The following is a 14,026-nucleotide window of genomic DNA, read 5'->3' as shown; positions in this document are numbered from 1 at the left end:
TTACTTGCCATTTAGGCTCCGGATCAGCTCGGTTTCGTCGGGGCGGTAGGGCGTACCGTCTTTGCGAAACACCTCATGAAACCAGACGGCTGGGTCGCGGCCATCGTGTAGGGGACTGTCCCACTGATACTTGGTGTTGGTTTTGCCATCTACCAAGCCCCAGTTTATGGCGCCTACGTTCTCTTTCTTCAGGAGCGGCATAATGTTCGTGAACGAGGAATTGCGTGGGCGGGCCATGTATTCTGTGCAGATCAGCGGGCGGCCATGCGTTTCCAACAGCTCAATAATGCGCTGATGGGCGGGCACATCGTCGTAATTATGGTAGGTAATAATGTCAGAGTGCTGCGCCTGAAAGGTGTTTAGCGCCTGAAAATCCCAGGCCCATAGGCCTACGCTCAGTGGCTGCTGCGGATTTACTTCGCGGGCCCAGGCAAATACATTGCGCAGCAGCGGCAGCGAAGTAGCCAGCTTCCCGCTATTGCCGGGTTCATTATATAAGTCCCAGAGCAGAATACGCTTATCAGTTCTAAACGACGTAAGCACGTCCTGCACGTAGGGCTTCAGGGCCACAAATGTGGTAGAATCGCGGGAAGCTGGCTCGCCGGGGTCCTGCACCCACCCCGAGTTATGGATACCGGGCTTGGGCGCAGGCTGCGGGCCGGCCTTGGCATCTTTGTTCCAGCAGTCATCAAAAAACACGAACATCGTCTGGATGTGGTGCTTATCGGCTATGGCAAGGTAGGTGTTCAGGCGCTTCTTAAAGCCCTTTGGGTCTTGTTGCCAGGCCAGACTGTGCAGAAATACCCGTAACGTATTGAAGCCAATGCCTTCAGCGTAGCCCAGTTCCCGGTCAATGGTGACGGGGTCGAAGGTGGCGGCCTGCCACATTTCCAGCTGATTGATAGCTGTACTGGGGGTAAAGTTGGCACCACTGATCCAGGGGTGCACCTTATACCAGCTTTGCGCCTTCTCTACAGACCAGCGCTGCCCCGCGGCCACTGTGTTGGTAGTAGCGGTTTTGAGCTTTACCTTGGTTTTTTGCGCGTATACGCCCTGAGTAGCCAGCAGGAGCAGCAGCGAGAGAAGGAGTTTTTTCATGCGGGCGGGAGTCAGAGGAGCACAACGAAAAGACGAAAGGCTCTGGATAAGCCTATGGAGTAGATGCTAGGTCAGAAGGAGAACTTGTTTCGCGCAAACGATTGTGTAATTATACACATCTTGCTTCATCGGTCTAGCTCACCAGCACAAATACTGGTGCTTGAAAGCTAGATGCTTAACTTATTATCGATTATGGCTTCCCGTCGTCGTTTTCTGCAGCAGGCCACTGCCGGCCTAGCTTCGTTGGCTGTTCTCCACCAAGCGGCGGCTCGGGCGGCGCGCACCTACACCAACCCTGTATACGCCGGGCAGTTTCCCGATCCGTTTGTCCTGCGCTACGAGGGACACTATTACGCTTTCGGGACCACGGGGCAGGGGCGCACCCCCGGTGGCCGAATCTTCACGCTGCTCACCTCCAGCAATCTGGTTGATTGGAAACCGGCTGGCGGAGCTCTTATACCCCCACCTAATGCGGCAAAAGCCGATTTTTGGGCGCCGGAAGTGGTGTATCATAACGGCACGTTCTATATGTATTACTCCATGGGCGGTGGGGCTATCGGGGCCAGCGTAGGCCACCGCTTGTACGTAGCCACCAGCAAAAAGCCCGAAGGGCCCTACCAGCAACTAGCGCTGCTGGATGTGCCGGAAAGCAAGTTTACTATTGATGCACACCCCTTTCAGGATACCGATGGGCAGTGGTACCTGTTCTATGCCCGCGACTTCATCGATACGGAGAATGGCTACCGACCTGGCACTGGCCTAGCAGTAGACCGCCTCCGGGATATGACCCACCTGGCAGGCGAAAGCCGGACCGTTATACGCGCCCGTCACGACTGGACCGTGTTTGAAAAGAACCGCACCATGCCCCTCTACAACAACCAGACGTTTGCGGAGTGGCATACGCTGGAAGGACCCTTCGTGCGCCGGCATAGGGGCAAATACTACTGCTTCTACAGTGGTGCCAACTTCCTTACGCCCCGCTACGGTGTCGATTATTGCGTGGCTGATACCGTTCTGGGACCTTACATAGACACCGGCGCCGAACAAGGACCGCGCGTGCTACACGCCGTAGCGGGGCATGTGCGCGGCCCTGGCCATCACTCCCACGTACTCAGCCCCAATGGCAAAACCGAATATCTGGTATATCATGCTTGGGACAAGGGCATGAAAGAACGCCAACTTTGCCTCGACAAACTGGCCTGGACTGCGCAAGGGCCGCGCTGCCAGGGACCAAGCTACACGCCTCAGCCGCTGCCCTAGACCCATTTGCCACTTCCATTATTTACCTAGCGGCGCCGTTTGGCGGGTGCGCAGGTTCTGCTTTACTTCCTGCTCTTTCAGCTTCTTGCAGGTCAGCAGAACCAGGGCGTCATTGCTGAGCGCATTTTCATCGTAGCTCATGTGTACTCTGCTGGCGTTCCAGGCGTAGCGCTGGGCGTAGGGGTTGCTGCGGGTGCCCGGGCCAGCCTGCGCTTCCAGGGCTTCCAGCATGGCCCGACTGTTGGCCAGGCCAGTGGTTTTGAGCATAATCACGGCCAGTCTGCCCTTATAGAAGCCATATGTAACATCGGTTACCTCGCCGCTGCCTAGCTGCTTTCGCTCACTGGTGCGGCGGTAGTATTGGGTTTGCCCAGCCTTTTCGGCCAGCACCAGATCCTTGTAGGAGGAGAGGGGCGTCTCAAACTTGGCACCCCGGAAGCCATAGGTATCATCAAGTGCATCTAGGCCAGGCTGAACGTCCTGAGCTTGCACAGTGATAAGGGGTAAAGCAAACAGACAGATAGTTGCGGAAAAAGCTTTCATATATAAAGAGCGATGCACGACGGCTTGGAATTTCTTGAAGGAGTACAAGCATGCAAGTAAAGTATAATAAGCTGGCTAGAAAACCTTACTCCGGCAGTAAAAGCTCACTGCCTGCTAGTGGCATCTGTGTGATAGTGGCCTTATGAAGGTGAGTGCGCACTTACTAATAAGAGAAAGGGTATCTGAAGACAGTGGGCCATTTAGTGGGCAAAATTGTGCACACAAGTCTTGTTTTTTATCTGACACATGGAAGTGGCGTAGCGAAGCCTGGAATCCCTTCAGTTACATCAGAAGCGGGATTTGCGTGTGTGGTAAGTGTATAATATATAGGGTTGTGATTGATTTAAAGCGTGTTAATTGTCATCTGGAGCTTGCAATTACTCCGGCAGTACTAATACATTAGGGCAACGCCGGGTGCTAGGGTCAGTCATTTCGGAGCTTCCGGGCGAAAAGGCCCTTCCCGTTCCGAAGCCTGTATCCCACACTTCGTGCGCCATTAGTACACCGCTTGTCACGCCTATTTCACAAGCCGCTGTTGCCGACTGGCCTAGCACGGCTGCCATCGGTTTTATGCTCCTACTGATTTCCCTATGACCTCCAGACGCTCCTTTGTAAAGTCCGCCGCCCTGCTCTCCGCAGGTGCCCTGCTGAGCCCGTCCTTGCTGGCTGCCCCCAAAAAGTACATCGGCCTGCAGCTCTATACCGTGCGCGACGCCATGCAGAAGGACCCCGCTGGCACGCTGGCTCGCGTGGCTAAGCTGGGCTACAATTCGGTGGAAGGCGCCACGTATACCGGCAGTCAGAAATTCTACGGCATGACGCCCGTAGCCTTCGCGAAAGTGCTCCAGCAAAATGGCCTGATCATGCCCAGCAGCCACTACCGCCTGGGGGAGGAGAAGGAGAAAGGCCAGCCCGTACAGGGTACCATGCTCTATGGCTGGGACAAAGCCGTGGACGATGCCGCCGCCGCCGGCGTGAAGTATATGGTATGCGCTTACCTCTCCGATGCCGAGCGGGGCAACCTAGACCATTATAAGTACGTGGCCGACCAGCTGAACCTGGCCGGTGAGCGGAGCAAGAAAGCCGGCATCCAGCTCTGCTACCACAACCACGACTTCGAGTTTATGGCCCAGGATGGCAAGCTGCCCTACGACCTGCTGCTGGCCACCGACAAGGACCTGGTGAAGATGGAGCTGGATCTGTATTGGGCCACCAAAGCCGGCAAAGACCCCGTGGCCCTGTTCAAGCAACACCCCGGCCGCTTCCCGCTCTGGCACGTGAAGGACATGGACAACACGCCCAAGCACAACTTTACGGAGGTAGGCAGCGGCGTCATCGATTTCAAGAAAATCTTCGCCCAGGCCAGTACCGCCGGCCTGAAATACTTCTTCGTGGAGCAGGACCAAACTCCCGGCTCGCCCTTCGACAGCATCCAGAAAAGCATTTCCCACATCAAGCGCACCTTGGTATAGGCTAGTTCTCAGTTGCCGGTTATCAGCTGATAGCAACTATAACCACCACACTGATAACCGGTAGCTGGCAACTCACATCCATCCCACAATCGTTTATGGAAAAGAATACATACGACGCCATCGTCATTGGTTCCGGCATTTCGGGTGGCATGGCCGCCAAAGAGCTGACAGAGAAAGGCCTGAAAACCATCATGCTGGAGCGAGGGCGCAATATTGAGCACATCAAGGATTATGTAAATGCCAACAAAGCACCTTGGGAATTTCCGCACCGCGGAGGCAAAACCCAGCAGATGATCAAAGATTATCCGGTGCTGAGTCGCGACTACACGCTCAACGAAAGCAACCTGGATTATTGGGTAAACGAGAAGGAGAGCCCCTACGTGGAGGCCAAGCCATTTGACTGGTTCCGGGGCTACCACGTGGGCGGCCGCTCCCTGATGTGGGGCCGCCAGTCGTACCGCTGGAGCGACTATGATTTCGAGGCCAATGCCAAGGATGGCATTGCCGTTGACTGGCCGATCCGGTACAAAGACCTAGCGCCCTGGTACAGCCGCGTAGAGAAGTTTGCGGGCATCAGCGGCAACCGCGACGGCCTGCCCCAGCTGCCCGATGGCGACTTTATGCCGCCTATGGAAATGAACTGCGTGGAAAAAGACGTGGCGGCGCGCATCAAAAAGAACTACAAAGACCGCCACATGGTGATTGGCCGCACGGCCAATATCACGGTGGCGCATAACAACCGCACCAGCTGCCAGTACCGCAACAAATGCTGGCTGGGCTGTCCGTTTGGGGCTTACTTCAGTACGCAATCGGCCTCGTTGCCAGCCGCCGTGGCTACCGGCAACCTGACGCTGCGGCCGTTTTCCATCGTCACCAAAATCCTCTACGATAAGGATACCAAGCGGGCCAAGGGAGTGGAAGTGCTGGATGCCGAAACCAACCAGACCTACGAGTACTTCGCCAAGATCATCTTCCTGAACGCCTCCACGCTTAACTCGGCGTGGGTGCTTATGAACTCCGCTACCGATGTGTGGCCGGAGGGCCTAGGTAGCAGCAGCGGCGAGCTAGGCCACAACCTCATGGACCACCACTTCCGGGCCGGTGCGCACGGCGACATGGAGGGCTACGAGGATAAATATGTGTATGGACGCCGCGCCAACGGGATTTACGTGCCTCGTTTCCGCAACCTGTTCGGCGATAAGCGCGATTACATCCGAGGCTTTGGCTACCAGGGTGGCGCCGGACGCGAAGGCTGGAGCCGCGACATTGCCGAAATGAGCATCGGGGGCGAGTTCAAGGATGCGCTTTCCGAGCCCGGCCACTGGACGATGGGCCTGGGTGCGTTTGGAGAAACCCTGCCATATCATGACAACCGCACCTACCTCGACAAAACCAAGAAGGATAAGTGGGGCCTGCCCGTGCTGGTGATGGATGCCAGCATTCGGGAGAACGAACAGAAAATGCGCGTGGATATGATGGAGGACGCCAAGGAGATGCTGGAAAAGGCGGGCGTTAAGAACGTGAAGACCTACAACAACGGCTACGCCATGGGCGGCGGTATTCACGAAATGGGCACTGCCCGCATGGGCCGCGACCCCAAAACTTCGGTCCTCAATAGCCACAATCAGGTCTGGGACGCCCCGAACGTGTACGTGACCGATGGCGCCTGCATGACCTCAGCCGCCTGCCAGAACCCTTCCCTGACCTACATGGCCCTCACGGCCCGCGCCGTAGATCACGCAGTAGGGGAGATGAAGAAGCAGAACATCTAACTCCTATGGCCATGAACAGAAGAGACGCAGTAGCAAGAGTAGCCCTGATTATGGGCGGCGCCATCATCGGGGGCGATTATTTCCTGACGAGCTGCTCCTCGCCCACGCAGGAGAAAGAAGAAAAGCAGGCCAAGACCACCCCCAAGCAGGAAAAACCCTTCCTGAACCAGGAGCAAGTGGCCTACCTCAATGAAGTCGGCGATACCATTCTGCCAACCACCAAAACGCCCGGCGCCAAAGCCGCCGACGTAGGCGGTTTCATGGCCGTAATGGTGCGCGACTGCTACAAGCCCGCCGATCAACAGGTGTTCCTGAAGGGCCTGACGCAACTGGAGGAAGCCAGCAAGAAGGCAAATGGCAAAGGCTTCATGGCTCTTGACGCCGCCCAACGCACGGCCCTGCTGACGGCCCTCGATGCGGAGCAAAAGAAGTATACCAGCACCAAAACCCTGGAAGCGCCCAATCATTATTTCCGGATGATGAAAGAATTGACGCTTCTGGGCTACTTTACCTCCGAAGTCGGGAGCACGAAGGCCCTGCGCTACTCGCCCGTTCCGGGCAAATACGAGGGGTGCGTACCGTACAAAAAAGGCGACCGGGCCTGGGCTACGACTTAAGAGTTATCAGTTGCGGGTTGCCAGTGCCGTTCTTACTTGCAACCGTCAACCCGCAACTAGCAACTCATAACCGGCAACTCACAACTGATAACTGAATGATACGATTGGGCATGATTGGCGGCGGTCAGGGCGCTTTCATTGGGGGGGTGCACCGGTTGGCGGCGGCCCTCGATGGACAGTATGACCTGGTGGCCGGCGCCTTCAGCAGCAACCCCGGAACCTCCAAGGCCAGCGGTCAGCTCCTAGGCCTGTCGGCGGAGAGGGTATATGGCTCCTATCAGGAATTGATTGAGCGCGAGAAGCAGCTGCCAGAGTCGGAGAGGGTGCAGGTAGTGTCCATCGTGACGCCCAACCACCTGCACTTTGCGCCCGCTAAGCTGGCCCTGGAAAATGGCTTCCATGTAATTCTGGATAAGCCAATGACCTTTTCGCTGGCCGAAGCCAAGGAGCTGCAAGCCGTGGTAGAGGCCAGCAGCTGTCATTTCTGCCTGACGCACACCTACACCGGCTACCCCATGGTAAAAGAAGCTCGCCAACTGGTGGCCTCTGGTGAGTTAGGTACGATCCGCAAAGTGTACGTGGAGTATCCGCAGGGTTGGCTAAGCGCCTTTGAAGAAGGTACTGCAAACAAGCAGGCCGCTTGGCGCACCGACCCCACAAAGAGTGGCCTAGCCGGTGCTATGGGCGACATTGGTACGCACGCGTTCAATCTGCTGGAGTACGTGAGTGGCCTAGCCGTTACGCAGCTCTGCGCCGATATCAATACAGTAGTGCCCGGCCGCAAGCTCGATGATGACGGGGCCGTGTTGCTGCGCCTGTCGGGTGGCGCCAGTGGCGTGCTTACGGCCACCCAGGTAGCCGCCGGGGAGGAGAACAACCTGCGTCTGCGCATCTACGGCGAGAAAGGTGGCCTAGAGTGGCAGCAGGCCGACGCCAATACGCTGCAGGTAAAGTGGCTGGATAGGCCTACTGAAATCCGACGGGCGGGCACGGGCTACGTTGGCTCCTTTGCACGCCACAACACCCGCACCCCCGCTGGCCACCCCGAAGGCTACCTGGAAGCCTTCGCCAACCTCTACCGCAACTTTGCCCTAACGCTGCAAGCGGAGCTAGCGGGCGAAACCGCCTCGCCGGAAGCCCTCGACTACCCCGGCATTGCCGACGGGGTGCGCGGCATGGCCTTTATTGAAAACGTAATTGCCTCGGGCCGCTCCGATAGGAAGTGGACCGATTTCACCGTATAGCCGCGCATGAAGACTATAAAAGGCCCTGCTATTTTCCTAGCGCAGTTTATCAGTGATACGCCGCCATTCAACAGCCTGGAGGCTATTTGCCAGTGGGCAAGTGGCCTGGGCTTCAAAGGCGTGCAGCTGCCCACGCTAGATAGCCGCTTCATAGATCTGCAAAAAGCCGCCGAAAGCAAAACCTACGCCGATGAGTTGAAAGGCAAAGTGCAGGCCGCTGGTCTGGAAATCACGGAGCTCTCTACGCACCTGCAGGGCCAGCTGGTGGCCGTGAACCCGGTGTACGACCAGCTGTTTGATGGCTTTGCTCCCGCAGCTGTGCGCAACAACCCCAAGGCGCGGCAGGAGTGGGCCGTGCAGCAGCTCAAGTATGCCGCCAAAGCCTCCCAAAACCTCGGCCTGACCGCTCACGCCACCTTCAGCGGTGCCCTGCTGTGGCCGATGGTGTACCCGTGGCCCCAGCGCCCGGCTGGCTTGGTGGAAACAGGCTTCACGGAGTTAGCCAAGCGCTGGCTGCCCATCCTGAACACGTTTGACGAATGCGGCGTGGATGTTTGCTACGAAGTGCATGCGGGCGAAGACCTGCACGATGGCATCAGCTACGAAATGTTCTTGGATAAGGTAGGCCACCACGCCCGCGCCTGCCTGCTCTACGACCCCTCACATTTCGTACTGCAATGCCTCGATTATCTGGAGTACATTGATATCTATCATGAGCGCATCAGGATGTTTCACGTCAAGGATGCTGAGTTCAACCCCACGGGGCGGCAGGGCGTGTATGGCGGGTACCAAAGCTGGGTGGACCGCGCCGGCCGGTTCCGCTCTCTCGGCGATGGACAGGTAGATTTCAAGGCCATTTTCAGCAAGATGGCCCAATACGATTTTCCCGGCTGGGCCGTATTGGAGTGGGAATGCGCCCTCAAACACCCCGAAGATGGCGCCCGCGAAGGCGCGGCCTTCATCCGCGACCATATCATTCGGGTAACCGACAAAGCCTTCGACGATTTCGCCGCCTCGGGAACTGATGAAACCTTCAATAAAACGCTGCTAGGCCTCTAGCTTACTCTTTCTGTGCTATGAAAAAAGTATTTCTGCTACTCAGCCTTTGCACTGGCCTGGCCGCCTGCAATCCGGATAAACCCAAGACCCAGGAGAAATACACCCTGGCGGAGCCCGACTATAACCTGGCCAACGACAGCACCACGGGTGCCAACGTAACGGCTGTAGCGCGTCAGCCTCAGGTAGATACCAACGTCACCAAAATCGGAACGGCCCCGACAGGCGGAGCCGTAGCCACGGGCGCCAAGCTGATGGAAGGTGCCGACTGCGCCAGCTGCCACCGCGAAAACGAGAAGCTGCTGGGCCCTGCCTACCACGATGTGGCGCTGAAATACCCCGCCACCGATGCCAACGTCAAAATGCTGGCGGGCAAAATCATTAGCGGCGGCAAAGGCAACTGGGGCGACATCGCCATGACGCCTCACCCCAACATCTCCGAAGCCGACGCCCAGGAGATGACCCGCTACATTCTCAGCCTGAAGTAGGCCAATTGCCCCTTTCTTCCCGCTATCTACCTACCCATAATTCCCGCTGCCCATGACCGCCACCACCCGGATTAAGCTGTCCATTATGATGTTCCTGGAGTTTTTCATCTGGGGCGCGTGGTTCGTGACGTTGGGTACATATCTGCTGCGTAACCTGAGCGCTACAGGCACGCAGGTAGGCGTAGCGTTCCTGACGCAGTCCATCGGGGCCATTGTGGCGCCATTCATCATTGGCCTAATTGCCGACCGGTTTTTCTCAGCGCAGAAGATTCTGGGCGTGCTGCACCTAGCGGGCGCGGCGCTGTTGTGGCGCGCCTCCCAGTCGCCGGACTTCGGTAGCTTTTACCCGAATATCCTGACCTATATGGTGCTGTATATGCCCACGCTGGCGTTGGTGAATTCCATTGCGTTTCGGCAGATGCAGGACCCACAGAAAGAATTTGCTACCATTCGGGTGCTGGGCACGCTGGGCTGGATTGTGGCGGGCCTCACCATTGGCTGGCTGAACTGGGAGCAGAGCGGTAGCCTGCAAGCTACTTTTCTGATGGCAGCCGGTGCTTCGGCGCTGCTAGGCCTGTTCAGCTTTACGCTACCGGCTACGCCACCCGTAAAATCTGGTCAGTCAAGCTCCCTGGGTGATATGCTGGGCCTCGATGCCATCGGGCTTTTGAAGAACCGCTCGTATTTGATCTTCTTTCTGGCGTCTATTGCCATCTGTATTCCGCTGGCTTTCTACTACGGCTTCACGAACCCATTTCTGAATGAGGTAGGCATGAAAAAGGCCGCCGGCGTACAGAGCCTAGGCCAGGTGTCGGAGGTGCTGTTTATGCTCCTGATTCCGGTGCTGTTTAGCCGGTTGGGCGTGAAGAAGATGCTGGCTATCGGGATGCTGGCGTGGGTACTGCGCTACGTGTTATTTGCCTACGGCAATGGCGAAAGCAACTACTGGATGCTGATTGCGGGCATTGTGCTGCATGGTATCTGCTACGATTTCTTCTTCGTAACGGGTCAGATTTACACCGATAACCTGGCCGGCGAGCGGTTCAAAAGCTCGGCGCAGGGTTTCATCACACTGGCTACGTATGGCGTAGGCATGCTCATCGGGACACTGCTCTCGGGTCGCATCTTTGATGCCTACCAAACTCCAGAAGGCACACACGACTGGCGCATGATCTGGCTGATTCCGGCGGGTATTGCGGTAGTGGTGCTGCTGCTGTTTCTGCTGCTGTTTAAAGAGCGAAAAACCGCTCCAGCTTCCGATACAGTGGCCTACGGAGCGGCGCCTTCCATGGCTCAGGCCAACTAGCTATGGCTGTCTGGAACCGCCGTGCCGCGCTGAAGGGCTTGCTCACCAGCACCGCTGCCGTGGGGGCGCTGGGGGTAGCCGGCGCGTGCACTCCCGATGAAAAGCAAACCGAGAAGCAAACGGGGTTGAAAAACAACATCAAGCAGTCGGTGTGCCGGTGGTGCTTTTCCGATTTGTCGGTAGAGCAGTTGTGCATCGCCGCCAAGGAAATGGGCATCCGAGGTATTGATCTGGTGGGACCCGCCGACTGGCCTACGCTGAAGAAATACGGTCTCGACTCGCCCATGTGCAACGGCGCCGAAATCAACCTGACCGACGGCTTCAACGACCCGCGCTACCACGCCCAGCTGCAAAAGCAGTACGCTGCCATGATTCCGCGCGTGGCGGAAGCGGGCTACACCAACCTCATCTGTTTCAGCGGGAGCCGGCGGGGCATGTCGGATGCTACTGGCCTAGAGAACTGCGCCAAAGGCCTGCAGCCACTCCTCAAGCTGGCTGAAAAGCACAAGGTGGTGCTGGTGATGGAGCTACTCAACAGCAAAATCGACCACAAAGACTACCAGTGTGACCATACCGCCTGGGGCGTGGCGCTGGCGAAGAAGCTAGGTTCTGAGCATTTCAAGCTGCTCTACGATATCTACCACATGCAGATCAATGAGGGCGACGTTATCCGGACCCTTACCGAGCACCATAACTACATTGCTCACTACCACACGGCTGGCGTGCCGGGCCGCCATGAGCTAGACGAAACCCAGGAGCTGAACTATCCGGCCATTATGCGCGCTATTCTGGCTACCGGTTTCAAAGGCTACGTAGCGCAGGAATTCATGCCCACCAAACCCGACAAGCTGGCCTCGTTGCGGCAGGCGGTTCAGTTGTGTGACGTATGAAAAATCAGGAATTGACCATACCAGTCCGTTGTACGCATCTATCAACCCAGGTCGCATGAAGCAGTTCGTACTTGTAGTCGCCTTACTCATGAGCATTGGCTGTCAGGCCCAAACCCAGCCGGCGGGCAAACCCGAGGATACGGAAGTGTGGGAGCCCGTGCCCAAAGCCGTGGTGGCCACCCCCAATTTCCTGCCGCCACCTTCCGATGCCGTGGTGCTTTTTAATGGCAAAGATCTAAGCCAGTGGGTATCGGCGGATGACCGCAATGTGCCGGCCAAATGGAAGGTAGCAAGCGGGGCATTTACCGTGGACAAAGCCACCGGCAACATTGAAACCAAGCAAAGCTTCACCAACTACCAGCTGCACCTAGAGTGGCGCGTGCCGGCCAACATTTCCGGTACGGGGCAGGCGCGCGGCAATAGCGGCGTTTTTCTGGCCTCGTTGGGGAAAGGCGACCTAGGCTACGAGCTGCAGATTCTAGACTCGTACCAGAACAAAACCTACGTGAATGGTATGGCCGGTAGCATCTATAAGCAGCGCATCCCGCTGGCCAACCCCACCCGCAAGCCCGGCGAATGGCAGAGCTACGACGTGCTCTGGACGGCGCCCACCTTCAAGCCCGACGGTACCCTGCTCACGCCCGCCCGCGTGACGGTGTGGTTCAATGGGGTGGTAGTCCAGAACAACGTGGAGCTGGCCGGCGCTACGGTGTACATTGGGCCGCCCAGCTATAAGTCGCACGGCCCGTCACCCATCAAGCTACAATCGCACGGCGACAAGAGCGAGCCGCTTAGCTTCCGCAACATCTGGGTGCGGGAGCTATAGAGGCAGGAGAGTGGCCTAGGGTATCGTTTGATCATAAAAGCACGTCCTCCTGAGCGGAGCGAAGGATCTTGTCACGCTGGAACGACTGGCCTAGCGCCTCGTGCTAACGTGACAAGATCCTTCGCTGCGCTCAGGAGGAGGTGCTTTTATGCAGCTTCTTGCTGAAGGTGCTAGGCCTGTATGGCAGCCAGCTGGGCCGCAATGGCGCGCTGGTAGCAGGCTTCGTAGAGTGGAACGATGTTGTCGACGGCGAATTCTTCGGCGCGGGCGCGGGCAGCTTCCTTGAATCGCGGCAGATTCTCGTCGTCGAGCACATAGAGCGCATTTTTGACCATGTCGGCCACGTCGCCTACGTTGCTAACCATGCCTGTTACGCCGTGCACGTTCAGCTCCGGAATACCGCCCGCATTCGTGCTGATAACCGGCACCTCGCACGACATAGCTTCCAGCGCGGCCAGGCCAAAGCTTTCCTTTTCCGAAGGCATCAGGAATAAGTCAGCAATGCTGAGCACTTCCTCTACGGCTTCCAGCTTCCCTAGGAAACGTACGTCGTTGCTCAATAGGCCTAGGTCGCGGCAGATTTTCTCGATGCGCGGCCGGTCGGGTCCGTCGCCTACCAGTAGGAGTTTAGCGGGTGTCTGCTTGCGTACACCATCGAAAATGTGCACCACATCCTCCACGCGCTTCACCGAGCGGAAGTTACTGGTATGCACCAGCAGCTTTTCACCATCGGGCGCAATGGCCGCCTTAAAGTGGCCTTTGTTCTGCTTCTTGAAGCGCTCCAGGTTGATGAAGTTGGGAATCACTTCAATGTCCTTCTCAATAGCGAAGTATTCGTAGGTCTCGCGGCGCAGATCCGCCGAAACCGCCGTCACGCCATCTGACTGGTTAATGCTGAACGTCACGACGGGCTCATAGCTGGCGTCTTTGCCCACCAGCGTGATATCGGTGCCGTGCAACGTGGTGATAACGGGAATGCGGATGCCTTTGGTCAGGAGAATCTGTTTGGCCATATAGGCCGCCGAAGCGTGCGGAATGGCGTAATGCACGTGCAATACATCGAGCTTCTCGTTCTGCACAATGTCTACCATTTTGCTGGCCAGCGCTAGCTCATAAGGCGGAAACTGGAACAGCGGATATGGCGGAATATAGACCTCGTGGTAGAACAGGTTCTCGTTGAAGAAATCCAGGCGAACCGGCTGGCTGTACGTGATGAAGTGGACGCGGTGGCCTTTAAGGGCCAAAGCTTTACCTAGTTCGGTGGCCACGACGCCGGAGCCGCCGAAAGTAGGGTAACAGACAATGCCGATATTCATGATGGGGCGGGGGAGCAGTGGCGCGAAGCTCCAGCTTTGCGCCGCGTTGGGCAGTAGGTTTGGCAACGACACCAGTTGAGCCAGTACGCTGCGCGAGGCTGGAGCTTCGCGCTACAAAAAATCGGCGGCAAGTCGCTC

Annotated in this window: 13 protein-coding genes; 10 read left to right on the top strand and 3 right to left on the bottom strand. The window is 57.3% G+C overall.

The genetic code is table 11. The features are described from left to right. The gene (locus CFT68_RS09855; RefSeq protein WP_088843260.1) at positions 1–1,098 is read right to left on the bottom strand and encodes a glycoside hydrolase 5 family protein; all 1,098 of its coding nucleotides are present in this window, start codon (positions 1,096–1,098) and stop codon (positions 1–3) included. A gap of 192 nt (positions 1,099–1,290) precedes the next feature. Here CFT68_RS09855 and CFT68_RS09850 point away from each other — a divergent pair, with 192 nt between their 5' ends. Beyond that, on the top strand, positions 1,291–2,358 hold the full coding sequence (locus CFT68_RS09850) for a glycoside hydrolase family 43 protein (RefSeq protein ID WP_088843259.1): 1,068 nt from the start codon (positions 1,291–1,293) through the stop codon (positions 2,356–2,358). Positions 2,359–2,376: 18 nt separating this feature from the next. Here CFT68_RS09850 and CFT68_RS09845 read toward each other — a convergent pair whose 3' ends face one another. Continuing rightward, positions 2,377–2,901 carry a hypothetical protein gene (locus tag CFT68_RS09845; protein ID WP_141106508.1) on the bottom strand — a complete coding sequence of 175 codons (525 nt, stop codon included), beginning with the start codon at positions 2,899–2,901 and terminating at the stop codon, positions 2,377–2,379. Positions 2,902–3,491: 590 nt separating this feature from the next. On the opposite strand from CFT68_RS09845, the gene CFT68_RS09840 reads away from it, so the two are divergent. From CFT68_RS09840 to CFT68_RS09800, 9 genes are all read left to right on the top strand, one after another. Further along, on the top strand, positions 3,492–4,373 hold the full coding sequence (locus CFT68_RS09840; protein ID WP_088843257.1) for a sugar phosphate isomerase/epimerase family protein: 882 nt from the start codon (positions 3,492–3,494) through the stop codon (positions 4,371–4,373). Positions 4,374–4,468: 95 nt separating this feature from the next. Then, a complete protein-coding gene (locus tag CFT68_RS09835; protein ID WP_088843256.1) occupies positions 4,469–6,145 on the top strand; it encodes a GMC oxidoreductase in 1,677 nt (558 codons plus the stop codon). 11 nt (positions 6,146–6,156) lie between these two features. Then, the gene (locus CFT68_RS09830) at positions 6,157–6,762 is read left to right on the top strand and encodes a gluconate 2-dehydrogenase subunit 3 family protein (protein WP_088843742.1); all 606 of its coding nucleotides are present in this window, start codon (positions 6,157–6,159) and stop codon (positions 6,760–6,762) included. Positions 6,763–6,857: 95 nt separating this feature from the next. Further along, positions 6,858–8,006 carry a Gfo/Idh/MocA family protein gene (locus CFT68_RS09825; RefSeq protein WP_212590381.1) on the top strand — a complete coding sequence of 383 codons (1,149 nt, stop codon included), beginning with the start codon at positions 6,858–6,860 and terminating at the stop codon, positions 8,004–8,006. 6 nt (positions 8,007–8,012) lie between these two features. Then, the gene (locus CFT68_RS09820) at positions 8,013–9,065 is read left to right on the top strand and encodes a sugar phosphate isomerase/epimerase family protein (protein WP_088843254.1); all 1,053 of its coding nucleotides are present in this window, start codon (positions 8,013–8,015) and stop codon (positions 9,063–9,065) included. A gap of 17 nt (positions 9,066–9,082) precedes the next feature. Next, a complete protein-coding gene (locus CFT68_RS09815) occupies positions 9,083–9,550 on the top strand; it encodes a c-type cytochrome (protein ID WP_088843253.1) in 468 nt (155 codons plus the stop codon). A 52-nt stretch (positions 9,551–9,602) separates the two neighbouring features. After that, complete coding sequence (locus CFT68_RS09810; RefSeq protein ID WP_088843252.1) at positions 9,603–10,856, top strand: nucleoside permease; 1,254 nt, start codon at positions 9,603–9,605, stop codon at positions 10,854–10,856. A 2-nt stretch (positions 10,857–10,858) separates the two neighbouring features. Then, the gene (locus CFT68_RS09805; RefSeq protein ID WP_088843251.1) at positions 10,859–11,746 is read left to right on the top strand and encodes a hydroxypyruvate isomerase family protein; all 888 of its coding nucleotides are present in this window, start codon (positions 10,859–10,861) and stop codon (positions 11,744–11,746) included. 55 nt (positions 11,747–11,801) lie between these two features. Next, positions 11,802–12,572, top strand: a complete 771-nt coding sequence (locus CFT68_RS09800; protein ID WP_088843250.1) for a 3-keto-disaccharide hydrolase — start codon at positions 11,802–11,804, stop codon at positions 12,570–12,572. Between the two features lie 170 nt (positions 12,573–12,742). Here CFT68_RS09800 and bshA read toward each other — a convergent pair whose 3' ends face one another. Further along, the gene (bshA, locus tag CFT68_RS09795) at positions 12,743–13,888 is read right to left on the bottom strand and encodes an N-acetyl-alpha-D-glucosaminyl L-malate synthase BshA (RefSeq protein ID WP_088843741.1); all 1,146 of its coding nucleotides are present in this window, start codon (positions 13,886–13,888) and stop codon (positions 12,743–12,745) included. Positions 13,889–14,026: the final 138 nt, after the last annotated feature.

The sequence above is a fragment of the Hymenobacter gelipurpurascens genome (assembly GCF_900187375.1).
GTDB classification, from domain to species: Bacteria; Bacteroidota; Bacteroidia; order Cytophagales; family Hymenobacteraceae; genus Hymenobacter; species Hymenobacter gelipurpurascens.
This window is presented reverse-complemented; position numbering and strand designations above follow the sequence as displayed.

Coding starts and splice junctions, on each gene's coding strand:
- CFT68_RS09855 (WP_088843260.1), bottom strand. CDS start 1,098: ATGAAAAAACTCCTTCTCTCGCTGCTGCTCCTGCTGGCTACTCAGGGC.
- CFT68_RS09850 (WP_088843259.1), top strand. CDS start 1,291: ATGGCTTCCCGTCGTCGTTTTCTGCAGCAGGCCACTGCCGGCCTAGCT.
- CFT68_RS09845 (WP_141106508.1), bottom strand. CDS start 2,901: ATGAAAGCTTTTTCCGCAACTATCTGTCTGTTTGCTTTACCCCTTATC.
- CFT68_RS09840 (WP_088843257.1), top strand. CDS start 3,492: ATGACCTCCAGACGCTCCTTTGTAAAGTCCGCCGCCCTGCTCTCCGCA.
- CFT68_RS09835 (WP_088843256.1), top strand. CDS start 4,469: ATGGAAAAGAATACATACGACGCCATCGTCATTGGTTCCGGCATTTCG.
- CFT68_RS09830 (WP_088843742.1), top strand. CDS start 6,157: ATGAACAGAAGAGACGCAGTAGCAAGAGTAGCCCTGATTATGGGCGGC.
- CFT68_RS09825 (WP_212590381.1), top strand. CDS start 6,858: ATGATACGATTGGGCATGATTGGCGGCGGTCAGGGCGCTTTCATTGGG.
- CFT68_RS09820 (WP_088843254.1), top strand. CDS start 8,013: ATGAAGACTATAAAAGGCCCTGCTATTTTCCTAGCGCAGTTTATCAGT.
- CFT68_RS09815 (WP_088843253.1), top strand. CDS start 9,083: ATGAAAAAAGTATTTCTGCTACTCAGCCTTTGCACTGGCCTGGCCGCC.
- CFT68_RS09810 (WP_088843252.1), top strand. CDS start 9,603: ATGACCGCCACCACCCGGATTAAGCTGTCCATTATGATGTTCCTGGAG.
- CFT68_RS09805 (WP_088843251.1), top strand. CDS start 10,859: ATGGCTGTCTGGAACCGCCGTGCCGCGCTGAAGGGCTTGCTCACCAGC.
- CFT68_RS09800 (WP_088843250.1), top strand. CDS start 11,802: ATGAAGCAGTTCGTACTTGTAGTCGCCTTACTCATGAGCATTGGCTGT.
- bshA (WP_088843741.1), bottom strand. CDS start 13,888: ATGAATATCGGCATTGTCTGTTACCCTACTTTCGGCGGCTCCGGCGTC.